The sequence below is a fragment of the Dokdonella immobilis genome (assembly GCF_900115085.1).
Taxonomy (GTDB): Bacteria; Pseudomonadota; Gammaproteobacteria; order Xanthomonadales; family Rhodanobacteraceae; genus Dokdonella; species Dokdonella immobilis.
The window spans coordinates 1-24,475 of record NZ_FOVF01000033.1; the positions used below are offsets into that span (position 1 = coordinate 1).

The 24,475-nt window shown below is 66.3% G+C and carries 19 protein-coding genes; 9 read left to right on the forward strand and 10 right to left on the reverse strand.

Features of this window, described 5'->3' with window-relative positions; genetic code table 11:
* The 4 genes from BM125_RS16815 to BM125_RS16830 form a co-directional block, all read left to right on the forward strand.
* Positions 1 to 345, forward strand: a 345-nt coding sequence (locus BM125_RS16815; RefSeq protein ID WP_217647902.1) for a GFA family protein, incomplete at its 5' end; no start/stop codon positions are given.
* Positions 346 to 458: 113 nt separating this feature from the next.
* Entirely contained in the window at positions 459 to 656 is a 198-nt protein-coding gene (locus BM125_RS16820) for a GFA family protein (protein ID WP_217647903.1), read from the forward strand.
* Positions 657 to 772: 116 nt separating this feature from the next.
* On the forward strand, positions 773 to 2,836 hold the full coding sequence (locus tag BM125_RS16825) for a diguanylate cyclase domain-containing protein (protein ID WP_175498153.1): 2,064 nt from the start codon (positions 773 to 775) through the stop codon (positions 2,834 to 2,836).
* A gap of 77 nt (positions 2,837 to 2,913) precedes the next feature.
* Complete coding sequence (locus BM125_RS16830; protein ID WP_092410129.1) at positions 2,914 to 4,515, forward strand: amidohydrolase family protein; 1,602 nt, start codon at positions 2,914 to 2,916, stop codon at positions 4,513 to 4,515.
* 45 nt (positions 4,516 to 4,560) lie between these two features.
* Here BM125_RS16830 and BM125_RS16835 read toward each other — a convergent pair whose 3' ends face one another.
* Positions 4,561 to 6,402 (reverse strand): potassium transporter Kup, encoded by a 1,842-nt coding sequence (locus BM125_RS16835; protein ID WP_245778969.1) that lies wholly within the window; start codon positions 6,400 to 6,402, stop codon positions 4,561 to 4,563.
* A gap of 225 nt (positions 6,403 to 6,627) precedes the next feature.
* Between BM125_RS16835 and BM125_RS19970 the strand changes: the two genes are divergently transcribed.
* Both BM125_RS19970 and BM125_RS16850 read left to right on the forward strand, forming a co-directional pair.
* Complete coding sequence (locus BM125_RS19970; RefSeq protein ID WP_175498154.1) at positions 6,628 to 8,121, forward strand: sensor histidine kinase; 1,494 nt, start codon at positions 6,628 to 6,630, stop codon at positions 8,119 to 8,121.
* On the forward strand, positions 8,118 to 8,843 hold the full coding sequence (locus BM125_RS16850) for a response regulator (RefSeq protein ID WP_092410133.1): 726 nt from the start codon (positions 8,118 to 8,120) through the stop codon (positions 8,841 to 8,843). The genes BM125_RS19970 and BM125_RS16850 overlap by 4 nt, the downstream gene beginning before the upstream one ends.
* Before the next feature lie 109 nt (positions 8,844 to 8,952).
* On the opposite strand, the gene BM125_RS16855 is transcribed toward BM125_RS16850, so the two are convergent.
* Together BM125_RS16855 and BM125_RS16860 are read right to left on the reverse strand one after the other, a co-directional pair.
* Complete coding sequence (locus BM125_RS16855) at positions 8,953 to 11,712, reverse strand: serine/threonine-protein kinase (protein WP_092410135.1); 2,760 nt, start codon at positions 11,710 to 11,712, stop codon at positions 8,953 to 8,955.
* 2 nt (positions 11,713 to 11,714) lie between these two features.
* Positions 11,715 to 12,278, reverse strand: a complete 564-nt coding sequence (locus BM125_RS16860) for an ECF-type sigma factor (RefSeq protein ID WP_175498155.1) — start codon at positions 12,276 to 12,278, stop codon at positions 11,715 to 11,717.
* Positions 12,279 to 12,401: 123 nt separating this feature from the next.
* Here BM125_RS16860 and BM125_RS16865 point away from each other — a divergent pair, with 123 nt between their 5' ends.
* Both BM125_RS16865 and BM125_RS16870 read left to right on the forward strand, forming a co-directional pair.
* Entirely contained in the window at positions 12,402 to 13,652 is a 1,251-nt protein-coding gene (locus BM125_RS16865) for a delta-60 repeat domain-containing protein (RefSeq protein WP_092410139.1), read from the forward strand.
* Positions 13,649 to 14,407, forward strand: a complete 759-nt coding sequence (locus BM125_RS16870; protein ID WP_139225084.1) for a hypothetical protein — start codon at positions 13,649 to 13,651, stop codon at positions 14,405 to 14,407. The genes BM125_RS16865 and BM125_RS16870 overlap by 4 nt, the downstream gene beginning before the upstream one ends.
* A 99-nt stretch (positions 14,408 to 14,506) precedes the next feature.
* Here BM125_RS16870 and BM125_RS16875 read toward each other — a convergent pair whose 3' ends face one another.
* The 3 genes from BM125_RS16875 to BM125_RS16885 form a co-directional block, all read right to left on the reverse strand.
* On the reverse strand, positions 14,507 to 15,436 hold the full coding sequence (locus BM125_RS16875) for an MBL fold metallo-hydrolase (protein ID WP_092410143.1): 930 nt from the start codon (positions 15,434 to 15,436) through the stop codon (positions 14,507 to 14,509).
* A gap of 139 nt (positions 15,437 to 15,575) precedes the next feature.
* Positions 15,576 to 16,196, reverse strand: coding sequence for a LuxR C-terminal-related transcriptional regulator (locus BM125_RS16880; RefSeq protein WP_092410145.1), 621 nt, complete (start codon positions 16,194 to 16,196; stop codon positions 15,576 to 15,578).
* 186 nt (positions 16,197 to 16,382) lie between these two features.
* Positions 16,383 to 16,991: a glutathione S-transferase family protein gene (locus BM125_RS16885; protein ID WP_092410147.1), complete on the reverse strand. Its 609-nt coding sequence runs from the start codon at positions 16,989 to 16,991 to the stop codon at positions 16,383 to 16,385.
* A gap of 282 nt (positions 16,992 to 17,273) precedes the next feature.
* Here BM125_RS16885 and BM125_RS16895 point away from each other — a divergent pair, with 282 nt between their 5' ends.
* Entirely contained in the window at positions 17,274 to 19,241 is a 1,968-nt protein-coding gene (locus BM125_RS16895) for an Ig-like domain-containing protein (RefSeq protein WP_175498156.1), read from the forward strand.
* A gap of 92 nt (positions 19,242 to 19,333) precedes the next feature.
* Here the strand turns inward: BM125_RS16895 and BM125_RS16900 are convergent, their stop codons facing one another.
* From BM125_RS16900 to BM125_RS16915, 4 genes are all read right to left on the reverse strand, one after another.
* On the reverse strand, positions 19,334 to 19,888 hold the full coding sequence (locus BM125_RS16900) for a hypothetical protein (protein WP_092410151.1): 555 nt from the start codon (positions 19,886 to 19,888) through the stop codon (positions 19,334 to 19,336).
* A gap of 243 nt (positions 19,889 to 20,131) precedes the next feature.
* Positions 20,132 to 21,316 carry an efflux RND transporter periplasmic adaptor subunit gene (locus tag BM125_RS16905; protein WP_092410153.1) on the reverse strand — a complete coding sequence of 395 codons (1,185 nt, stop codon included), beginning with the start codon at positions 21,314 to 21,316 and terminating at the stop codon, positions 20,132 to 20,134.
* A 43-nt stretch (positions 21,317 to 21,359) separates the two neighbouring features.
* Positions 21,360 to 23,726, reverse strand: coding sequence for an ABC transporter permease (locus BM125_RS16910; protein ID WP_092410155.1), 2,367 nt, complete (start codon positions 23,724 to 23,726; stop codon positions 21,360 to 21,362).
* Complete coding sequence (locus BM125_RS16915) at positions 23,723 to 24,433, reverse strand: ABC transporter ATP-binding protein (protein ID WP_092410157.1); 711 nt, start codon at positions 24,431 to 24,433, stop codon at positions 23,723 to 23,725. The genes BM125_RS16910 and BM125_RS16915 overlap by 4 nt, the downstream gene beginning before the upstream one ends.
* Between the last annotated feature and the right edge of the window lie 42 nt (positions 24,434 to 24,475).

The following is a 24,475-nucleotide window of genomic DNA, read 5'->3' on the forward strand; positions in this document are numbered from 1 at the left end:
GCAGGCGTAAGTTTCGAGATCGCCGGTGAACTCCTGCACGCGCCGGATGCCTGCCACTGTTCGCAGTGCCGCAGGCATTCCGGCCACTATTTCGTTTCTGCCAACGTTGCGCGCGCGGCGCTGACCATCCACGGCGAGGAAAACCTCGGCTGGTATCGCTCGTCGGAGAAGGTCCGCCGTGGTTTCTGCAAGGTTTGCGGATCTAGGGAGGCTCTGAACAAGTGGCACAACCGTCACGACGCCTGCCTGCGTGCAGATCGCGGCGCGCCGACGCAGACAGACTGGCCGTCTTTCAAGGCGGCGCAACAAAGAGCTGCGCGCAGGCAGGCGTCGCCTAAGCGATAGATTCAAATAGAACGGGTGGCGTCAAGAAGGCCCGCCACAGGCACCGCGCGTCTCGTCAAGGCAACCAGCCTTCACTTCGCCGCGCAGTACCTGTGGCGGGCCTTCTGCACGCCATGACGATTGCGCCACTTGTTCAGAGCCTCCCTGGCCTGTTCTGGGATCCGGATCGCAGCGACCATGACTTCATCGCCGTGGCCATGGGCGCGCTGGACGCCCCGACCGGCACGCGGCTGGCGAAGCACATCTTCGTTGCCGACAAGGGCGATTACTACGAGATCAAGGACGGCTTGCCGCAGAGCGATCGCCACTGATCGGGCCCGGCCGGACCCGCGTCCCGATCTGCCGGGACCGGCCCGGCCCGTTCACGATGCCGCACACGGATTCCGTGATAATTTCGCCTACCGCAGGTCAGGAATCCCCAGAGTACGTGGAAGGGCACCCGCTTTCATTCCTGACGGCCGCACGCCGTGGCGGTCGTGTCGTACTCGCTGCGCGCCTCGTCGTGACGGTCATCCTCGCCGCACAGGCGCTGCTGCTTGCGGGCGATCCCGCCGGCGCGCAGGCCCCGCCTTCCGTAGAGCTCATGGCGCAGCTGGAGGCGTTGCGGGCATCGGGCGATACCTCGGCCGACGCCGATCGCCAGCTCAGGGAAATCGAGGCTGCGATTCCCGGCAATGCGCCGTATCCACTTCTTCGGGCGCTCCTGCGCGCCACACTGGTGGTGCGCGAGGACAGCATGGATTTCGACGCGCGTCTGGCGTCCATGAAGGAGTTGCGCGATCTCGCCGAGGCCCATGGCGACACCGACACGGTCAGCCTGATGGACATCCGGCGCATCTTCATGAGCCATGCCGACGACAATATCGGCAAGTTCATCGACCAGCTCAACGAGGTCAGCGCGCGGATCGGTTCAAGCGCATCGGCCGAGGTGATGGAAGCGCTCGAGGTGAGCTACGGCAACATGTACTTCGATGCCGGCAATTTCGATTCGGCCCTGCGCCATCAGCTCGCCGCGCTCGACTGGACCGAAAAGCTTCCGTTCGGTCGCGAACGCGCCCGGCTTTACCGCCTCAGCACGATTGCCGATCTCTACAATGCCATGGACCTGCCGGACTCGGCGCTCGAAACGATCCAGCGTGCGTTCGCTGGGCCGGTCGAGGTTCCGATGCCGAACCGGGTCTCGCTACTGGGCACGCGCGCGCTCGCCCTGCTCAAGAAGGGCGACCTGGCCGGCGCCGACGAAGCATTGAAGGAGGCCGAACAACTGGCTGCCTACGATCCGTCGGTCTTCACCGCGCTGAGAAACGGCAGCCTGCGCGCCGAACTTCTGCTGGCCACGGCAATGCCGGAAAAGGCCTTGGCCAGGATCGACCAGATCGATGCGCTGGCGCGCGAGAAGCAGGACACCTACTACGAGGCCAAGGCGGCCATGCTGCGCGGCAATGCGCTGATGCAGCTGGGCCGCGTCGATCAGGGCATGGCCCTGATGCAGCAAGCGAACAGGCAGTTCGAGGCCAAGGGACAGATGGTCGAGGTGCTCGACGGCCTCGAACGGCAGATCAAGACCCTGCGCGAGAAGCGGCTGTACGGTCGCGCCGTCGAACTGATGGAGCGCCGCCAGAATCTCTGGTCGCAGCTGTTCCGCAACGAACGCGGTCGCGCCATTGCCGAGCTCGAAGCGCGCCGCACCGCCCAGGAACTCGAGCACCGCATCGACAAGCTGTCGACCGAAAACCGCATCCAGGAGGAACGCCTGCGCGCCGAGCAGCTCGGCAAGGCACTCGCCCTGGTCGCGGCACTGTTTGCGATCACGCTGTGCTCGATCCTGGTCGTGGCCATCCGCCGCGCCCGCAGCGAAAGGGACACGTTGTCCGATGCCGTGCGCTTCGACGCGCTGACCGGTGCGTCCAGTCGCTACCAGTTCCAGCGCCGCAAGCCGCCCGCGTCGCAGGCAGGCAAGCCGGCCGATTCGGTCACGGCCCTGATCCTGCTCGACCTCGATCACTTCAAGGCGATCAACGACAAGTACGGACACGAGGCGGGCGACACGGTGCTGAAGTCGGTCGTCGAACGCGTGCGCCGCGTGCTCCACGACCACGATGAGCTCTATCGCTGGGGCGGCGAAGAGTTTCTCATCATCCTCAACCAGCGCAAGCCTGCCGCACTGGATGACCACGTGATGCGGCTGCTCACCGAGGTCGAGGGCGAGCCGGTGCACTGGCATGACTACGCGATGCCGGTCAGCGTCTCCGGCGGCTACGTCCGTCATCCGCTGGCGCACGACTGGCCTGCGCCGCTGAGCGATGCGATCCGCTGGGCCGATGCGGCGCTCTACCTGGCCAAGAATGCCGGGCGGCGGCGCATCGAACACGTCGAGTTGACTGAACATGGTCGGGTCGAGCTGGCCGGTCGTCGCCCGATCGACATGCCGCAATTGCTCGACTGGCAACGCCGCGGCTACCTGCAGGTGAGGACCCTGTCCCTGGCGTAGCTGACGTTGACGGGATGTGCCGTCGGCGCGAGTGAGGCATGATCGGCCCCGGGTGTTTACCGATGCAGGGGAATGTCATGCGCGTCATGTTGAGGGTTCTCACACTGCTGGCGATCGTTTCCAGCGCGGCCGCGCCGGCGGCCAACGTGGCAGACAAGCCCGGTGTCGCACCGGCGCCGCCGCGCAGCGAAGGCGACGGGCCCTACACGCAACTGATCCTGCGCGGCGTGACCGTCATCAATGGCACCGGCAGTCCGGCCTTCGGCCCGGCCGATGTCGTCATCGAGGGCAATCGCATCGTCGACGTCCGATCGGTCGGCGCGCCCGGTTCGCCGGTCAAGCCGGAGGATCGACCCAAACTCAAGACCGGCGGTCGGGAAATGGACCTCGCCGGCCACTACGTGATGCCCGGCCTGATCGACCTGCACGGCCACATTGGCGGAGCCGAGCAGGGCGTGCCGGCCGAGTACGTCTACAAGCTGTGGATGGGCCATGGCATCACCTCGATCCGCGATCCGGGCTGCGGCAACGGCATCGACTGGTGCGTCAGCGAAGAGCATCGCAGCGCAAGGAACGAGATCACCGCGCCGCGCATCTTTCCGTACGTCTTCTTCGGCCAGGGCCGCGATACGCCGATGACGACACCGGAGCAGGCGCGCCAGTGGGTGCGCGAGATGAAGGCGAAGGGTGCGGTCGGCATGAAGTGCTTCGGCTACCGGCCCGACATTCTCGAGGCAGCCTTCGACGAGCTGAAGAAGCAGGACATGCAGAGCGCCTGCCATCACGCCCAGCTCGATGTGGCCCGGGTCAACGTGCTGACCACGGCGCGCTGGGGCCTGACCTCGATGGAGCACTGGTACGGCCTGCCCGAGGCGCTGTTCGACGACCGTACCGTGCAGGATTATCCGGCTGCCTATAACTACAACAACGAGGCCGATCGCTTCGGCCAGGCCGGTCGCCTGTGGGCGCAAGCCGCGACCAGGGGCAGCGAGAAGTACGAGGCCGTCATCAGCGAACTGCTCGCGCTCGATTTCACGATCGATCCGACCTTCACGATCTATCTCGCCGCGCGCGATCTCATGCGCGCGCGTCGCGCCGACTGGCACGATGAGTACACGCTGCCGTCGCTATGGGATTTCTACACGCCGAATCGCGACAACCACGGCAGCTTCTTCTTCGACTGGGGCACCGAGGACGAAGTGGCCTGGCGCGCCAACTACCGGCGCTGGATGGATTTCGTCAACGACTACAAGAACCGCGGCGGCCGTGTCACCGTGGGCTCGGACTCCGGTTTCATCTACCAGCTGTACGGTTTCGGCACGATCCAGGAACTCGAACTGCTGCGCGAAGCCGGCTTCCATCCGCTCGAGGTGATCCGCTCGGCGACCCTGAACGGCGCCGAGGTGCTGCGTGCCGAAGACCGCATCGGTTCGGTCGAGCCCGGCAAGCTCGCTGATCTCGCCGTGCTGAGCGAAAATCCGCTGGCCAATCTGAAAACCCTGTACGGCACCGGCCACATCCAGCTCGACGCCGAGGGCAAGCTGCACCGCGTCGGCGGCGTGAAATACACGATCAAGGACGGCATCGTCTATGACGCGAAGCAGTTGCTCGCCGACGTGCGCAAGATGGTCGCCGAGGACAAGACGAAGAGGGGCATCACGACGCTGGCGCAACCATGATGATTCACCGCTGGCGGAAGGACAGGCCGGCAATCGAGCGGCCGGTCAGATCGCGATCGGTGATCCCATCTCGACCAGGCGCGTGTTGGGAATGCGGAAGAAGTCCGTGGCAGGCGCTGCATTGCGATGCATGAGCCGGAACAGTCGATCGCGCCAGACCGGCATGCAGCTACGGGAAGAGGCGACGATCGACTCGCGACTCGCGAAGTAGGTCGTCTGCATCGGCTCGAATTCCAGATCGCAACGATCACCGGACTGCGCCAGCGCCAGCGGGACATCGGGCGTATCCATGAACCCGAATCGCACGATGGCCCGATGGAATCCGGCGCCGAGTGCCTCGATCTCCAGGCGCGCCGCCCCGGGCACGTGGGGTACCGGACAGCTCGCTACGGTGAGCAGCACATTGTGCGCATGCAGCACCTTGTTGTGCTTGAGGTTGTGCAATAGCGCGTTGGGAACGACGCCCTCCTGCGAGGTCAGGAAGATGGCCGTGCCGGCCACGCGCAGCGGCGGGCATGCAGAGAGCCCGGCGATCAGCGCGTCGAGGTCGATGCTCTGGCTGCGGATCGTCGATTGCAGGGCCCGGCTGCCGCGCCGCCACGTGCGCAGCAATGCAAACACGACCGCCCCGAAGGCGATCGGGAACCAGGCGCCATCCAGGAATTTCGCGAGGTTCGCGGAAAGAAAGGCGGTGTCCACCAACACGAATGCGCAGGCGAGCAACCAGAACCCGAGGCCGGGTCTGGAGCCCCGGCCGGACACGGTCACGATCCAGAGGAAGCTCGTGATGAGCATGGTGCCGGTAACGGAAACACCATAGGCCGTGGCCAGCGCCGTCGAGCTGCCGAACCCGACGACCGTGGCCATGACGGCCAGCATCAGCATCCAGTTGACGGTTGGTACGTAGATTTGTCCAATCGATGCACGTGAGGTATGCCTGACTGCCATGCGTGGCAGATAGCCGAGCTGGATCGCTTGCTGGGCGGCCGAGTAGGCGCCGCTGATCACGGCTTGCGAAGCGATCACGGTCGCGGCCGTCGCCAGCGCGATCATCGGGTACAGGGCCCAGCGCGGCACGCCGACATAGAACGGATTGGCGACAGCCGTCGCGTTGTCGAGCACGAGTGCGCCCTGGCCGAGATAGTTCAGGGTCAGGGCCGGCAGCACCAGGCAATTCCAGGCCGTCGCGATGGGCCGACGACCGAAGTGGCCCATGTCCGCATACAGCGTCTCTCCACCCGTTACGGCGAGCACGACGGCGCCGAGCACAAGAATTCCGTGCCAGCCGTGGGTGACGAAGAAGCGAATGGCCCAGATCGGCTCGAGCGCGTGCAGGACGTCCGGATTGGCGAGGATGTTGTGGCAGCCGAGCACCGCCAGCGCAAGGAACCAGGCGAGGATGACCGGGCCGAAGGCCTTGCCGACCGCATGCGTGCCGAAGCGCTGCAGCCCGAACAATGCAAGCAGTACCGCGATGGTCACCGGCAGCACGAAGGCGTGCAGGTCGGGCGCCGCGACCTCGAGACCCTCGACCGCGGAAAGTACCGAAATGGCCGGAGTCAGGACGCCGTCGCCGAGAAACAGGGCGACCCCGGCGACACCGAGAATGCCGACCGCATAGGCCATCCTGGAGTCCGCCGAGAGGCGGCGCTGCGCGAGCGCGGCGAGAGCCATGATTCCGCCTTCGCCGTCGTTGTCCGCGCGCAGCACCACGAGGACGTATTTGACCGTGATGACCAGCACCAGTGACCAGAACACGAGCGAAAGAATGCCGAGCACGGTCGCGCGATCGGGGCTCAGTCCGTAGTGCGGAGAGAACGCCTCCTTGATCGTATAGAGCGGACTCGTGCCGATGTCGCCGAACACGACTCCGATGGCCCCGAGCATGAGCGCGCGAAACCGGACAGCTTCCGCGGGCCGGTTCGGTTCGAGGGAATGATCTGCGGAGGCATTCATGGCAGTTCCTGGAAGCGGATTGCCCATCTTCCGCGGCGATGCCGCAAACGCGGAAGGCGTCGCCAGCGCGGGTTGCATAAATTCTGCGTAAATTCTCGCCGTACCCGGGTCCGGCGGATGCCGCCGGCTCGTGTGTTGCCTCACAATTGCGCGGCCATGCACGACGAACCCGCGAATCCACGTCCCGCCGCCGGCTATGCCCTCGCGGCCCTGGCCTCGTTGCTGGCCGTGCTGGTTGCCGCGGTCGCGGAGCGACTGATCGGCCTCGACGATCTGTCCCTGGTGTTCATGCTGGCGGTGCTGGTCGTCGCCTCGCGCACGCGCAGCGGACCCGCCGTGCTCACGGCGATGCTCTGCTTCCTTGCCTACAACTTCTTTTTCATCGAACCGCGCTACACCCTCTACATCAGCGCGCGCCATGGAACGACGACCGTAGTCCTTTTCCTGGCGGCTGCCTTGCTGGCCGGTCGGCTGGCGTCACGGCTGGCCATGCAGGTGCGCGAGCTGGGCTCGATCAACCGTGATGCAAGCGTGCGCCAGGTGCTCGCCAGGCGCCTCGCGGAGGCTTCGAGCGAAGACGAGATCGTGCAGGTGGCGAACAGCGTCTTCGAGGAGAGTCTGGGTGTTCGTATCCATGTTTCGCTGGACCACGAAGAACCGCGTGAATCCGGAGCCGCAGCGGATTCCCGCGAACGCTCGCAGCCGCCCGCTGATCGCGCAGCCGCCAGCGACTGCCGGAACGCCGGCCAGGACGAGGGGTTTCTCCTCGAGTTACGTTCGATCAAGGGCAGGCTCGGCGAGATTGCACTCGAGTCTCCGCTGCATGCAACGAATGCGAACCCGAGTCGACAGCGCCTGCTCCGATCCATGGCGGACGACATCGCCGGGGCGCTTCTGCGCGCACGTCTGGTCGCCGACCTGCAGGCAGAACGGATAGCCAATGAGACCGAACGCCTGCGCAGTGCGTTGCTCGCGTCGGTTTCCCACGACCTGCGTACGCCGCTGGCCTCGATCATCGGCGCCGCGGAGAGCCTGCAGAGTTTCCAGGCCACGTTGAGCGCGTCGGACCGCGATGAGCTGCTGCATACGGTGCGCACCGAGGGCGAACGCCTGAACCGCTACATCCAGAACCTGCTCGACATGACCCGCCTGGGCCATGGCGCGCTCGCGCTCAGGCGCGATTGGATCGGCGTCGACGAGCTTGTCGGATCGGCCATCGCCAGGCTGCGTCGCTATCGCCCGGATGCGCACTTCGAGACGACCATCGGTCGCGACCTGGAGCCGGTCTGGGTGCATCCTGCCCTCGTCGAGCAGGCACTGTTCAACGTCCTGGAGAATGCCGCGGAGTTCTCGCCGCCGGGCGAACCGGTCACGGTCGATGCGCGGCTCGCGGACGCTTGCCTGCGCATCGAGATCGGCGACCTTGGGCCGGGCATTCCCGAGGCCGAACGCGAACGTGTCTTCAAGGCCTTCTACAGCGCGCGGCGCGGAGAGAGCGGGCGCAGCGGAACCGGGCTTGGCCTCACCATCTGCCGCGGCATGATCGGTGCGCACGGCGGTCGGGTCGAAGCCTTGCCGGGTACGGGCGGGCGCGGGACGCGGATCCGCATCGAAATCCCGGCGGACTCCAGGCCAGCGCCGAGCGAATGAGTGTTCCCGTCGCCCCGACCGGTCCAACCGTCGCCGCCCCGGCGAGGATCCTCGTCATCGACGATGAACTGCAGATCCGGCGTTTCCTCGATATCAGCCTGCGTGCCCAGGGCTATCAGGTCGCGCTTGCCGATACCGCCGGAGCGGGCCTGGAAATGCTCGCAACGCGCGGCGCGGACTTGGTCATCCTCGACATGGGGTTGCCCGATCGGGATGGACTGGAGGTGTTGGGGGAATTGAGGCTGTGGTCGACGGTGCCGGTCATCGTGCTGACCGTGCGCTCCAGCGAACGCGAAAAGGTGGCGGCGCTCGATGCCGGCGCCAACGACTACGTGACGAAGCCGTTTGGCGTGCAGGAGTTGCTCGCTCGAATTCGCGCATTGCTTCGCGTGCTTCCCGACGGTGGCGGCATGTCGGTGATCTTCGACGACGGCCACTTGCGCATCGACCTCGCAAGCCGGATGGTCAGCCTTGGCGGCCAGCCGCTAGCGCTCTCGCGCAAGGAATATGCGCTGCTCGCATTCCTGGCCGCCCATGCCGGTCGGGTCGTGACCCAGCCGCAGCTTCTGCGCGAGCTCTGGGGACCGACGCATGTCGAGGACACGCACTATCTGCGCATCCTCGTCGCCAAGCTCCGCCAGAAGCTGAGCGACGATGCCACGAATCCCCGCTGGATCGTGACCGAACCCGGTGTCGGCCTGCGATTCATATCTCCCGATTGAGCCGGATGCTGCAGCCATTGGCCGGGCGCCATGGCCCGGGGTACAGCGCACCGACCCGAGGAAATCGGCGCGATTCGGACGGATGATGCCTGCAACCCGGGCTCCAGGCTCAGGCGCTCACGCCGAGCGAGGCGGCCAGCTTCTCGGTCCTGCTGCGATAGATTTCGCCCGGCAGCACGGTCTTGCCGAGCACATCCAGGGATTGGCGCAGCAGGCTCCGGGCCTCGGCCTTGCGTCCCTGGCGCAGGCGCAGGTCAGCCAGTTCGCTGCGGGCAATGGCGAGGTCGACCGGCAGCGTGCTGCCGTCGTGCTCGAACCTGGCGATCGCTGCGAGCAGGTTCGTTTCGGCCAGTTCGAACGCTCCCTGGCGCATCGCGTAGCGGGCGCGGGCGCGGTGCACGTGGGCGAAGACGGGGTGCGATTCGGGTACCAGCGCGGACCAGCGCCTGGCCGCCTCGTCGAGCAGGGGCAGGCCGACCGCAGGATCATCCATGCGCTCGGCCAGCAGGGCCAGCTGCCAGGTCAGCATCGCGTATTCGCCGGAATCCTCGCCTTCGATGCGCGCACAACGCGTGCGCAGGTCGGTCAGCATCGACCAGGCCCGAGCATGCTGGCCGACCAGGCCGAGGGTGCGCGCGAACGCGCGTTCGAGACGCCGGCGCACCTGGTGGTCGGCATCGAGCCGGTCTTCATCGAGCACGGCCCTGGCCCGGTCGAACGCAGACAGGGCGCCGGCATAGTCCCCGGCATTCTCGAGGATGCCGGCGCGGTTGCCCAACGAGATCGCGTCATCGATCTTGCCGAGGCCGACCTCGCCCCTGGCCCGGTCCGATTGCTTCAGCATTTCCGCCGCTTCCTGGTAGCGGCCCAGATCGTTCAGTGTGAGCGCCAGGTCATTGGCCAGGCCCATCATGCGCGTGCCGCCCGCGGCGACCACGCGCTCCTGCATCGCGATTGCCGCGCGCAACACCGGTTCGGCCTCGGCCTGCCGGCCGCAGGCGTTGAGGGCCGACGCTTGCGCGCGCATCAGCGGCAGTCGTGAAGGCGCATCGTCCGGCAAGCGCGCATCGGCCAGAGCAAGCCCGTTTCGGGCAATCTCGAGCGCCTCATCGCAATCACCCCGGGTGGCCAGCAGGTTGGCCAGCAACTGCGCGGTTTCGATGCGCGCATCGATATCCTCGACGCGCTTTTCGGTGCCGAGCCGAAGGGCTTCGCGCAATTGTTCGATAGCGCCCGTGTCGTCGCCGGAGCGATGCTTGACCATGGCCAGCGACTGCAGCGAATTGATGCGCAGCAGGACATCGCCGGGCGCGTATTGCTGGCGCCATGCGGCGGCGGTGCGTGCGGCTTCTTCGGCGGCGGGGCCCTCTTCGAGCAGGCCGAGCAGCATCGAATACTCCGCGTAGTCCTCGGCGAGACGCAGCGCCTCGGCACCATCGGTGGGGGTGATCCCGGCCAGGCCATCGCGCATGAGGTCGCGGGCGGTGCGGGCCTCGCCGAGTTGCGAGTAGAGCACTGCGAGCAGGCGTTGCATCTGTTTGGCCACGGCCGGATCCTTCGCCTGCAGGCTGGCCAGCTTCAAGCGTGCGGCATCGAGCAGGTTGGGCACGCTGACCTGGCGACTCATTGCCCTGTCCGGCGAGGCTGCCGAGAAGGCATCGGTGAGGAACTGCAGCGAAGCACGGGCACTCGCGGCATCGCGTTCGGAGGCGAGCAAGGCACGTTGGCTGGCCGCCTCGGCGACCACGGCACGCTCGCGCTCACGTTCGAGTCGCCAGACGAAGGCTGCGACCACGCACACCGCGAGCAGGGCCGCGGCGACAGCGATTCGATGTCGACCGATGAACTTGCGCAGACGATAGGTCCGAGTCATGCGCGCGGCGCGAACCGGGCGCCCCTTGCGGTAGCGATCGAGATCGTCGCGAAACTCGCTGGCACCGGAGTAGCGACGTTCCGGTAGCGTCGCGCAGGCCTTGGCCAAGATGCCGGCGAGGTCGGCATCGAGCGCCAGCGGGGCGAGCCGCGGTGGCGATAGGTCTGCTGCATCGCGTCGACCGGTGAGCAGCTCGTGCAGCATGACGCCGAGGCTGTAGATGTCGCTTGCGGTCGTGATCGTGCGGCCGTCGCGCTGCTCGGGACTCGCATAGCCACGGCTGAACACGCGGGTCGAGGTGGCCGCCTGCGCCGCTTCACCTTCGTCGATCAGGCGCGCGATGCCGAAGTCGAGCAGCTTGACCACGCCCTCGTCGCTGACCAGCACATTGGCCGGCTTGAGGTCGCGGTGGATGATCAGGTGCTGGTGCGCATGCGCGATCGCATCGAGCATCGCGTCGAACAGGCGCAGGCGATCGCCCAGGGTCGGTGCATGCGCGCTGGCATAGTCGAGCAGCGAGCTGCCCTCGACATATTCCATCGCCAGCCAGGGCTGGCCATCCCCGGTCTCGCCGCCGTCGAGCAGGCGGGCGATGTTCGGATGGTCGAGTCCGGCCAGGATCTGCCGTTCCTGGCGCAGGCGGCGCATGCTGTCATTGGTTGGAAAGCCGCGCAGCAGCTTGATCGCGACCTGCTGGTCGAAGTGTCCATCGGCGCGTTCGGCGAGGAAGACCGTACCCATGCCGCCGGCGCCGATCTCGCGGATCAGGCGCCAGGCGCCAAGGCGGTTGGCGGTGGTGCGCTGAAAGCTGGCGGCGCCGGCGCTGACGACCTGGCGGATCGGGTCGCCGTCGCGGCGATCGGCCTCGAGCAGGTCGAGCAACTGGCGACGATCGTCCGCAGCGAGGTCGAGACGGGCGATCTCCGCCCGCTGCTCGTCTTCGGACAATCCGCACAAGCGCTCGAAGTGCCCGGCGAGATGGTCGATGTGCGGCATGCTCAGGCCTCCAGCGCGGTGCGAAGCCAGGCCCGGGCCAGGCGCAGGTCGCGATCCACGGTGCCTTCCGACACCTCGAGGGTCGCTGCCACTTCCTCGCGATTGAGTCCGCCGAAGTAGACGAGCTCGATCATCTGCGCACGCCGCGCGTTGCTCTCTGCGAGCGCGTCGAGCGCGGTGTCGAGCTGCATGAGGGTGCTGTCGCCGTGTTCGCCGCCGACCTCGAGGGCGGCTTCGATCTCGACATGCTCGGCACCGCTGCCGCGTTTGTCCGCCAGCCGCCGCCGGGCGGCGTCGACCAGCACCTGGCGGGTGGCCTGGGCGACCACATGATAGAAGTGCTTGCGGCTCTCCCACGGCGCGTCGCTGCCGAGCATGCGCAGCAGGGCCTCGTGGGCAAGGTCGGTGGCGCCGAGCGTCGCGCCAGGCATCTGCCGCAGCGACTGCCTGGCAATCGCCCGCACATTGGCATAGACCAGCGCCATCAACGCATCGCGCGCTTCATCGTTGCCGGAACGCCAGGCCGCGATCAGCTGGGTGACCTCGTGATCGCCGGTTTCTGCCATACGCCCCAATTCGCTGGACCCACCCGTCGAGTCTACTCGGACGCCAGCAGCGCAACGACGGAGATTGGGGGATTTCACGCCGGTTTGCGTAACAGGACACATCTGCCCGTCTGGAGGTTGCCGATGGTCCCGTTCACTCGCCGGCTGCTGCTCGTTTGCGCACTGGCCGTTTCCGCGCCCGTGCCGGCATTGGCCCAGGTCGCGCCCGATGCCACCCCGAACCTGCAGTTGCAGCTGCCGAATCCCGGTGGCGGCTTCCTGCCCGCGACGATCCACGCCACCCTGCGCCAGCCCGACGGCAAGATCCTCGTCGCCGGCGACTTCACCCGTCTCGCCGACGGCACGCCGCGCCAGCGTCTGCTGCGTCTGAACGCCGATGGTTCGCTCGACACCGGCTTTGCCCCGGCCTTTTCCTCGGTCGGCACGACCTGCGTGATCTATTCGCTGGCCTGGGCCAACAATTCGATCTACGTCGGCGGCGCCTTCGACGCGGTCAACGGCACGAACAGCCCCAACGTCGTCCGTCTCGATCGCAATGGCGACCTCGCCAGCGGCTGGAACTCGCCATTCGCGGTCGGCAGTCCGGGCCAGCCGATCCGTGCACTGGCGGCCACCTCGACTTCGCTGTTCATGGGTGGCGACATCCAGCTCAACAACGCCTTCGGTCTGGCCCGCCTTGATGCCATCTCGGGCAACTGGGATTTCGCCTGGATCGCCCAGACCCAGAATGGCGACGTGGTCAATCCGCCCACGGGCGGGACGCGCGGCGAGGTGCGCGTGCTTGCGCTCGTCGACGGTGATCTGATGGTCGGTGGTGACTTCCTCAAGATCGCCAATGTCCTCGTGCGCGGCCTGGCGCGTATCTCGCAGACCGCACCGGTCAGCGTGCGAGCGTTCAATGCCGGGCTTTCGGCCAGTTCCTACCGCGTCGAGGCGCTGCAGCGCGCGGGGACCCGGCTCTACATCGGCGGTACGTTCTTCCGCGAAGCCGCGCCCTTCGTCAGCTATCTCAATCGGGTCGACATCGGCACCGGCCTGCTCGACACGAGCTGGCAGCCGAATACCAATGGCAGCGTCACGACGCTCGCACTCGAAGGTACGTTGCTCTACGTCGGCGGCAGCTTTGCCAACGCGATCCCGCCGAGCGGCGGCAACCGCCTGATCCGCATTTCGACCACCGGCAACGGCGCGATCGACAGCGCCTGGAACACCACCCTGGCCGACACCGTGCTGAGCCTGAGCCACGACTGCCACAACCGCCTGATCGTCGGCGGTGCCTTCGACACGGCGGCCGGCCAGGTGCGCAATGGCCTGGCCGGCTACCAGACGCCGTCCGGCGACTGCATCTTCTACTCGGGATTCGAAATACCATGAGCCACACAATGCAAGGTCTGCGCACGGTACTGTTCGTGCTTGCCGGAATCGTCCTTGGCGTACGCGCCGAAGCGGCGAGCGTGCCGCCAATAGCCGTGCCGCTCGATGTCCTGCCGTGGTTCAACGGGGTCATCAGCAACGTCGGCACCGACATCGCCTGCCTCAGCGACCCGCCAATCACCGAGATCCGGGTGCAGGGCTATGCGGGCTTCAGCCTGGTGCCGCCGAACCGGACCCCGGCCGTGGGCGAAGTCTTCTATACCCACCTTGTCCTCAGCCATCCCGGCAACCCCTGCGCTGGCAGCGCGGTCGGCATCGAACTGCTGCTGCCGCCGGGCGTGCAGACCGCGGCGTCAGCCGCCGACCCGGCGTTCTGCTTCGCCCGCACGCCCGCCAATCCACAGCGTCCGTTCGCCCAGCTGATAAACCTCGGCACCGATTCGGGCTATGGCTGCCCGCAGGTCTTTCCGACTGGCCTCGAGGGCTTGCGCGTCGCGCCGCCGCTGGGCGGGCTGGGTGGCGCCTGGGGCATGGCGGCGGGCTTCTATCTCGAACTCTTGCTGCCGTTGCGGGCGAGCACGCCGCAACCGGGAAGCACGTCGATCCGGTTTCGGGTCAATCCCGATATCGCCGTCGTCGGCTATCCGGCGGTGCCGCTGCTAGTCAACAACGATGTCCTGTTTCGCACGGCCTTCGAAGACCAGCAACTGACCCTCGACATCTGCACGATCACGCCGGTCGCGAACGGCTGTTGAGGCGCTCTGCACGAGCCTTGCCCGTCACCAGGATTCGACCGCCGCAGCCGCGGCGCATGACGGTCGGAACGGCAGTAGCGCCATGCGGGCTCGACCGGGTCAGGGCGTCAACCTCGGCATCGCAGCCGTGGGGCGTGCATCGTGCGCCGGCACCATGACGATCTGTGGGAAACGCTGGTGAAGCGCGGCCAGATGCTCGATCTGCGCGCGCACCTGGTCGCCATCGAGATCGACCAGATGGCGGGAAATCCACGGACGTTCGGCCGGGCGCTCGATGCCTTCGCTCTGCCAGACGATGTCGCCGACGAAGGCGTAGCGTGCCCCGGGCAGGGTGACGAAGATCACCACCGAACCCGACGTGTGTCCCGGCGCCGGCACGACCACGATCGAACCGTCACCCCAGACGTCGAAACTGCGCGCATAGCCGAGGTAGGGCGTATCGGCGAAGGCATATGGGCGAAGCGCCAGATTCGGCATCGAATGGGCGATCGCCGCCATCGGCAGGTCGCCGTGGACGAACGCCGCTTCGGCTTCCGGCAACCAGGCCGGCACGCCGGGCAGGTCGGTCATGCCGCTGACATGATCCCAGTGGGCATGGGTCAGCAGGACGCCGGCCAGCGAGCCGGGCTCGATGCCGGCGGCGGCGAGCTGCCGCGCAGCCGGTGTCCCCTTGCTGTAGGTCGAAGTGACCTGCATCAGCATCGGCAGCCTGGCGAATTGCGCATCGACCTGCGTACCGAAGCCGCTGTCGATCAGCAGATCGCCGCGCGGATGGCGCACCAGATACGCCGTCATCGTGAAATCGCGGTGCTCGCCCGGTGTTCCGCCGCGATAGGCGAACACGGCCTGCGAATGCATGGCTCCGGTTGGAAGCGCATAGATCGCCATGTCGGGCGGCGGATGGGCCGCCGGCAGGTCTATCGATGCGTCAAGCAGCGGAACGGCCAGGCGCACCGGCCAGAACATCCAGACATTGAGAACGAGCAGCACCAGCAGGAACCCGCCCAGCCACTTGAAGAATCGCCTCATGGTCCACCACCCCAATTCGCCAACACGCGTTCTGGTCGCTTCTTGCGAAGCGAAAAGCCACGACCCTGAATGCCCAGAGTAACTCGCCGCGGCGCACGTCGGGAGTTTTTGCCGCGCGGTCAGCGCATTCCGGGTTCCTTCACCTAGGAGCTACCTGCGACATCAGGGCAAGCGGCCGTCCTTCGTTGTCGTTGAAGAACGCCATCCATTCCTCGGTTCCGTCGTCATGCTGGTGCACGCGGTGTGGCGCATTGATGAATTCGACACCGCGCACGGTCAGCGCGGCATGGGTCGCATGAATATCCTGCACGCGGAAGTAGAGGATCGATTCGGCCGCCGGCGCATCGCCCTCCGAGAGGAATAGCCTGACCCCGGCGCAGTCGAAGAAGGCGAGCTTTCCGAACGTGTAGAGGTGTGGCAGGCCGAGCACGTCGCGATACCAGGATTCCGCGGCGCGGATGTCACGAACCGTTCGGGCGATCTGGCCCAGTGCCTCAATCTTGATGCTTGCATCCACCGGATGTTTCCTCCCGAACAAGGCGCTGCTTTTCCTGATGCCGTCCCAATGGCGCAGCTCCTTGCGGCTAGTCAGCCCGAGCTTCTGCAAGACGTTGGCGACGTGATACTTGATCGCGTCCCGGCTGACATCGAGGCGTTTGGCAATCTGCGCATTGGTCAGGCCATGGCGCACACACTCGGTGACCCGCCACTCGGCTGGCGTAAGCACATCGTCGAAAGGCGGGCGTCCAGTCCTGGCCATGAATGAACCTTACAGCGGACTCGGCGGAGTTTCCCTACCCGAACCGCCGGGGTCGATGCTTCGTCACCAAGGCACTGCCAGACCGGCACAGCCAGGATCGGAGGCGAGCGGAGTCGAAGACCGGGGAAGGGGGACCTGTGCGTCCGCACCGAGTCCCGATGAGTCCCCGGCTTCGTCTTCAAGACGCTATCTTGCGTACCAGGCCTTGACGCCCGGATGGTCGCGCACCGCGTCGTGTACACCCATGAGCTTCGGAAACGCGGAAAAGATCGTTGCCGGAATATGGTCGACCTTGCCGCCGAGGAACCAGCGCACGGCCATGTGCAGCTTGATGTCGACGACGTGGATCATCGCGCCGCCGAAGAACGGTGCGGCCGATGCGAGATTGCGCTCCGCGAGCTTGCCCCAGGCCGGCAGGAAGCCTGCAACGAGCGCCTCGCGCGCGGCCTTCTTCTCGGCATCGCCCATGCGCAAGGTCGGCGACACGTTGTGTCGCAGTTCCTCGACGTGCTGCATCATCGCCTCATGGCGCGCGGCTTCGAAGTCGTCGGCCGGATGCAGGCCGTGGCGGCGCCCGACCAGCACGAGGATCGCATTGGTCTGCGCGAACGGCGGGTGGCCCGGTAGTTCGAGCACCGGCAGGGCGCCATAGGGCATCTGTTCCTTCAACGCCGACCATGCGCTGGACTGGATGCGGTTGTCCTCGAAGTCGACGCCGGCGAGATGCAAGGCGAGTCGGCATTCCTCGCCTCGGCTTACCGGCGCGTCGAAGTAGGTCAATCTGGGTCGGGTCATGCGGGTTTCTCCATGCTTTGGAAGATCGGGGCGTCGCTATCGGCTGCGAGCGTAGCCTGCTCCTGCCTTCGCGGCGAGGAGGACTGGGCCTGCATACAGGCCAGACACAGCCCCAGGATGGCCCAACCTGCCCAGCGCCTGCCTGGCGGTACCCCAATCTGAACCAGCCCGAAACAGAAGACAGGCGCCAAAGGGTATTTGATCTGGATCAACTGCAATGCAATGGGCGCTGCTACGGTCGCGAGACCGCAGGCGCAGACTCGCCTCCTGCCGGAGTCGCCCATGATTCCACGCATTGCGTTCGTCCCGCTCGTCCTGGCGCTGGTTTTCGCCGCGAACCCGGTCGCGGCCGGCAATGGCGGCTGGACCGTCGCCGGCTGGAACAACCTCGGCATGCATTGCATGGATTCCGATTATTCGGTGCTCTCGATCCTGCCGCCCTACAACACCATACACGCCCAGTTGATGGATCCCTCGGGGCATCTGGTCACACCGGGCTCCGGCGTCGTCGTCACCTATCGGGCCGTAGCGGATCCAGCCGGATCGATCAACACGACCTCGATCGGCAAGTCCAATTTCTGGGTCCACGCGCAATCGCTGTTCGGCCTGCTGGCGCCGCTGCCTGCCGACACGGGCCTGACCGGCGTGATGATGCCGGGCGCCCTCAATACGCCGCAGCCCATGAGTTACGACAGCGGCAACGGTTGGTGGGTAGCCGAGGGCCTGCCGCTGACGCCCTATGACGACAGCCACGCGCCGAACACCTATCCGGTATTCCGCATCACCGCGAGCAGCGCTGGCGGAGCCGTCCTGGCGACCACGGATATCGTCGCCCCGGTATCCGACGAGATGACATGCAAGGCCTGTCACGCCTCCGGCAGCGGGCCGGATGCGCGACCCGCGGCCGGCTGGGTCAATGATCCGAATGCCGAGCGCGACTATCGGCTCAACGCGATCCGCCTGCACGACGAGCGTCGCGGAAGCGACCCCGACTATGCCGGCATGCTGGTCCAGTTCGGCTACAACCCGGCAGGGCTCTATCCGACCGTCAGCGTGGATGGCAAGCCGATCCTCTGTGCGACCTGCCACGCCTCCAATGCGCTGCCGACCGTCGGCATTGCAGGCGTGCCGCCATTGACGACTGCCATCCACTCGCTGCACGCCAATGTCACCGATCCGTCGACCGGACTGCTCCTCGATGACAGCACCAATCGCTCGGCCTGCTACAGCTGCCACCCGGGCTCGACCACGAAGTGTCTGCGTGGGGCCATGGGCAACGCGCTTGCCGCCGACGGATCGATTGCGATGCAGTGCCAAAGTTGTCACGGCAGCATGAGCAAGGTCGGCACGAGCGGGCGCGAAGGCTGGCTCGACGAACCGAGCTGCCAGAATTGCCATACCGGGCCGGCCAACCACAACAACGGTCAGATTCGCTACACGGACGTCTTCGATACCAACGGCGAGCGACGCGTCGCCGTCGATCCGCTCTTTGCGACGAATGCCGATGTGCCCCTGCCAGGCTTTTCGCTATACCGCTTTTCCGCCGGGCACGGCAATCTAAAATGCGAGGCCTGCCATGGTTCGACCCATGCCGTGTTTCCGAGTTCCCATCTCAACGACAACCTGCAGAGCATCGCCCTGCAGGGCCATGCCGGCACGCTGGTGGAATGCGTGGCCTGTCACGCCACCCAGCCCAACACGGTCAGCGGCGGACCGCATGGCATGCACCCGGTGGGCCAGAGCTGGATAGGCGATCACGCGGAGGCGGCCGATGGCTCGGCCCAGGCCTGCCGCGCCTGCCACGGCACTGACTATCGCGGATCCGTACTTTCCTACAGCAAGTCGGATCGCACGTTGAACACGGAGTTCGGAAGCCGGCACTTCTGGCCCGGATTCCGCATCGGCTGCTACAACTGCCACAATGGCCCATCGAGCGAAAATGCCAATCCCAACCATCCCGCCATGGTTCAGAACGCGATTGCCGCATCGGCCGGCCAGGCGGTGAACATTGCGCTCGTTGCCAGTGACAGCGACGGCAACACGCTCACGCTGCGCGTCGTTTCGCAGCCAGCCCATGGCACCGCCGGACTGGCCGGCCGAACGGCCACCTATTTCCCGCAAGCCGGTTACAGCGGTGCCGACACCTTCACCTTCGCAGCCTGGGACGGTGCGACCGACTCCAACCTGGGCAATGTCTCGATCACCGTGAGCGCCGACCGGATTTTTGCGGACGGTTTCGAAACGCCCTGACTGCGCTGGCCGGGGAGCACGGACGCAGTCGCTCGGGAGGCTCGCGGACCAGCGCCCGGCGTGACCCGCTGCCGGCCCTGGGCCGCGCCGCGCTACCGATAATCGCGGATATTGCAGGAGCCGGCATCGTCGACATGGCGGTCGATGCGTTCCTGCAGTGCCCAGATCCTTTGCGGCTCGATGCGGCCGAGCGCCGCTTCGCCCGTTGATCGCGACAGCTCCATCGCGTGCTCGGCGCAAGGCCAGTTGTCGAGCTTGGCGTGCGCCTCGGCCAACTGGAAATACGGCAGGTAGTCGGTGAACCACATGCCGTAGGTGCGCTTGCGCACGCGTGGCTCGGGCCGCAGATTGATCGATTCGCTCAGTTCCACCACGGCGCGCCGGGTATCGCCGGCATCGAGCAGGGCCTGCGCGTAGGCGAAATGGAAATACCACGGCAACCGGTTGCGCGAGCCGATCAGGCCGCACTGGACCAGGACCTTGCGGCGCAATGCATCGGCTTCTCCGGGCCGCAGGTTGGTCGACTGATAACCGTGCGCAGTGGCGTTCGAACCCGGACCGGACAACGCGACCCCGGATGCATGGGCCGGCATGGCCAGCGCGATACCGGCAGCAAGAACCAGTCGGGGCGCCAGGGACGTGAACATGACGAACCTCCGCGACCCGCATCGCCAACAGCGATTTGCAGCGGGTTGCGCCGATCATACTCCAGCCTCCGGCGGCGCGCTTTGCAGGCGCCGCGCGGCCTGAAGGCGCGCCGCCTGCCTTCATCGCACCGATCGATGCGGGTCATGTCCCATGCGCGGGGTGGCGGGGCGATGCAAACGGACGCTTCCCCAACCTCTGCCAGGTCCGCTTTCCCTGGTTGTTGGGTCTGGCCATCGCGTCGATCAGGGCGTGGCGATTCTTGCGCCATCGACGATGCGATCGTCGGGGTGGGCGACGACCCGATCCGACGCTTCGAGCCCGCTGCGGATCTCCGTGGCCGTTGCCGCACGACGGCCGATTTCCACGGCCACCTTGCGTGCGCGTCCGTCGTCGATCCGGTACGCATACCAGTTGCCGTTGTCGCGGAACAGCGCGCTGCTCGGTACCTGGAGCACGGCTTCGGCATGCCAGAGCACGAATTCGACCTCGACCCGGTAGCCATCGCCGAGACGGCTCCATTGCTCGAACGGCGAGACGAAATCGAGCCGCACGCGCGTGCGCTGTTCTTCAACGCCGAGCGCCGAGATCTTCGTGAAGCCGCCCGGTTCGATACGGCTGACCCGCGCCTCGAGCGGGGCGTCGCCGCCCCAGCGCAGGATTCGCGCGGCCATTCCCGGTTCGAGCGCGACCGCATCCTGGGAAAGCGTGTCGACTTCGATGTTGAGATCCCGCGGATCACCGAATTCGAGCAGGGCTTCGCCCGCCACCACGGGCACCGCGCTTTCCTTGTAGCGATGCAGGATCACGCCGTCGATCGGCGCCTGCAGCGAGATCGGTTTGCCTCCGGTCTGCCCCTGCCGGAGCAGGACCGCCGCGAGCGATTCGCGCCGCTGCAGGGCGGCGCGGCGGTCGGACTGGGCGGCCTTCAGAATCGCCAGGGCCTGGTCGGCACGACTGCGGGCGGCATCGAAGGCGGCCTCGCTGATGGCGCCGCTGCCGCGCATGCCCTGCATGCGCTCGAGGTCCGAGCGGGCCAGCACGCTGGCGGCTTCTGCCGCGGCGACGCGGTCCCCCGCGGCGCGCGCATCGGCCGCTGCCGCCTCGGACTCGGCCGTCAGGCGCGCGCGCGTGGCCGGATCGAGCAAGGCTGCGCGCGAGGGTTCCACTTCGGCGACGACATCGCCCGCATGCACGGGATCGCCCTGCTGGAGATCGATCCGCTGCAACGTGCCGGCGATCGGTGCGGCGAGTACAAAGCGATGATTGAGCTCGGTCTTGCCCTGCTCCTCGAAGCTCTGCGTGAACGGGGCGACACGCACTTCGCCGATGTCCACGGGCACGGGTGGATCGCGCAGGGCGAGAAACAGCATGAAGATGACGAGCGCACCGGCAGCGATCCAGGCGACGCGCTTTCCGCTCATCGCCATCACGTCCGATCTCCAGCGTGTCGTTGCATCGTTGTCTCCCGATTCACTCGCGCGTCTTCAGCACGGCGACGAGATCCAGGCGCGCAATGCGGCGCCGGACGATCATCGCAGAAACCAGCGTGGAGCCTGCCATGGTCAATATGGCGAAGGCGAACGTGCTCGGCAACAGCACGAGAGGCACGCGAAACAGGTCCGATTGCAGGTTTCTCACCATGATCCAGCACAGGGCCCAGCCGGCTGCGCAACCGAGAGGAATGGATGCCGCAACGAGCATGAATAGTTCGCCGAGCAGGATATGGCCGATTTCGCCCCGGGTGAAGCCGAGAACGCGGAGGCTCGCGAGTTCGCGGCCACGCTCGGACAGGGCGATCCGTGCCGAATTGTAGACCACGCCAAAATTGATGACGCCGCCGAGCAGCATCGAGATGAAGGTGAATACGAGCAGGCTCTCGCCCATCGTGTCGTAGAAGCTCTGGATGTCCGTCCTGCGTTCGCTGAAGCCGGCGATGCGCGGGCGCCTGTCGAGTCGCGCGAAGAGGTCCTGGTCGGACCGCGCATCGACCGCCAGCAGCGCGCCCGAGACCACGTCGCCATCGCCGAGCAGGCGGTTCATCGCATCGAGATCCATGTAGGCCTGCGCACCGATGTATTCGTGCACGAACCCGGCGACCTTCACCTCGATGCGCGCCTGGCGTCCCTGCAGCACGTCGATCTCGAGCTGGTCGCCGACTTCGACATGCAACCGCTGCTGCAGGTAGTCGGTGAGCAGCACGCCGGAATCGGGCGCCGTGATGGGCTGCAGCAGGGCGTCGACCGGCCGTCGCAGCGAAGCATCCCGGGCCAGCCCCGACAAGCCCGTCCGGTAGCTGTAGTTGGCGTGACGCAAGCGGACCGCGACGCTGCGCACCGGCTCGACGGCGCGGACGTCCGGCAACGCGCGCAACTCGGAAAGGGCGGCGCGTCCCGTCGCCTCGATGAAATCGACGCTGATGTCCTGATGCGCAGCGACGCGCAGCTGCACGTCGATCATGCGGTTGATCGCATTTTCCTGGAAGCGTCCCACCATCATGATCGCGCAGGCCAGGGCCAGTCCGATCACGCTCAGTGCGGCCTTCCACGGCCGGCGTTCGATGTTGCGCAGGATCATCCGGTTGGGCTGGCTGAGCAAGCGAATCAGGCCGGCGCGCTCGAGCAGCGAGGCGTGGAAGCGGGCCGGAGCGGGTGGGCGCATCGCTTCGGCGGGCGGCAGGCGCACCGCCTTGACCACCGCGCGCCACGCCCCGAGGAATGCAGCGACGATGGCGACAACGAGGCCGGTCGTGATCGAGACCGCGCTGAGGTGGTAGTCGAGAAACGGAAAACGGTAGAACTCCTGGTAGATCCCGGCAAGCAGGCTGCCGAGCCAGGCGCCGCCGGCGATGCCGAGCACGGCACCGGTCGCGGCGATCGCGCCGACGATGGCGAGGAAATGCCGGCCGATTTCGCGTGCGGAATAGCCAAAGGCCTTGAGGATGGCGACCTGGTCGCGTTGGGTGTCGATCAGGCGCGTCATCACCACGCTCAGCAGAAAGGCGGCGACGCTGAGGAAGATGATCGGGAACAGTTTCGCCATCATCTGCAGCTGGCGCAGTTCCTCGTTGAGGAAATGATTGGATATCTGGTCTTCGCGTGCATAGGCGCCAAGCCCGCCATAGCGCGCGAGCAGGCGATCGAGTTCATCGATGACCGCGGCCGGATCGATACCCGGCCGCAAGCGCAGCGTGACGCTGTTGAACGCGCCTTGCATGTCCAGTGCGGATTCGAGCACGCGCTCGTTGATCCAGACGATCGCGAAGCGCCGGTAATCCGGAAATGTCGCACCGGGCTGGATCTGGTAGATGTACTCGGGCGAAATCGCCACGCCGACGATGTCGAGCCGTTGGCGATGGCCGTAGATCGTCGCTTCGACCGCGTCACCCGGCTTTAATCCATGTGCGTTGGCGAACGCCTCGCCGATGACGGCTTCGTGGTGGCCATCGGCCAGCGGCAGGCGCCCTGCACGCAGGTAGAGCCGATTCAGGTCCGGTTGCCCGCCTTCTTTCGGCACGGAGAGCAACTGCGCGCGCACGGGGTCGTCGAACCCGGCCAGATGCAGGGTGCCGCTCGCCATCAGGCGCGTCTGCACGGTCTGCACGCCGAGGATTCCGGCAATACGCGCTGATACCGTCTGCGGCACGCGCTTGGCCGACGCGAACACGTCGGCGAATGCATATTCGCGGTAGAAGTGTTCGCGGGTCTGCTGCAGCGATTCGTAAGTCGACTGGGCCATGACCAGGTTGGCGATACCAGCGGCAATGACGAGCGCGATCGCGAGCGCCTGGCCGCGCAGGTGCCAGAGATCGCGCAAGGCCTTGCGCGCGAGTGCGCTCACCAGGTGAGTTCGCTGGCCGGAGTGCGCGCATCATTGAGCTTTTCGCTGACGATGCGGCCATCGCCGAGATACAGCACGCGGTGGGCCATGCGTGCGATATCGGCGTTGTGCGTGATCACCACGGTCGTCGTGCCGAGGGTGGCGTTGATCGTCTCGATCGCTTCCAGAACATGCACGCCGGTGGCGGAATCGAGTGCGCCGGTCGGTTCATCGCAGAGCAGCACCGATGGACGCTTGGCGATCGCGCGCGCAATCGCGATACGTTGCTGCTGGCCGCCGGAGAGCTGCGAAGGGAAGTGGTCCATGCGGTCCTCGAGCCCGACCCGGCGCAACGCTTCCTCGGGAGTCATCGGGTCCTCGGCGATCTCGGTGACGATGGCCACGTTCTCGCGCGCGGTGAGGCTCGGTATCAGGTTGTAGAACTGGAAGACGAAACCGACATGCTGGCGCCGAAAGCGGGTCAGTTCACGCTCGCTTGCCTTGGTCAGGTCGTGGCCGTCGTACCAGACGTGTCCCGCACTCGGCACGTCGAGGCCGCCGAGGATATTGAGCAGGGTCGACTTGCCGCTGCCGGAGGGGCCGAGCAGCACCACCAGTTCTCCGCGCCGCAGGTCGAGATCGACCCCGCGCAGGGCGTGCACGTCGACGTCGCCCATGTGGTAGACCTTGGTGAGACCCTGGGCACGAAAGACCACGTCGTCGTTCATGCGGCTAGCTTAGCAAGCGTAAAGGCGCCGCTCTGCCCTTGC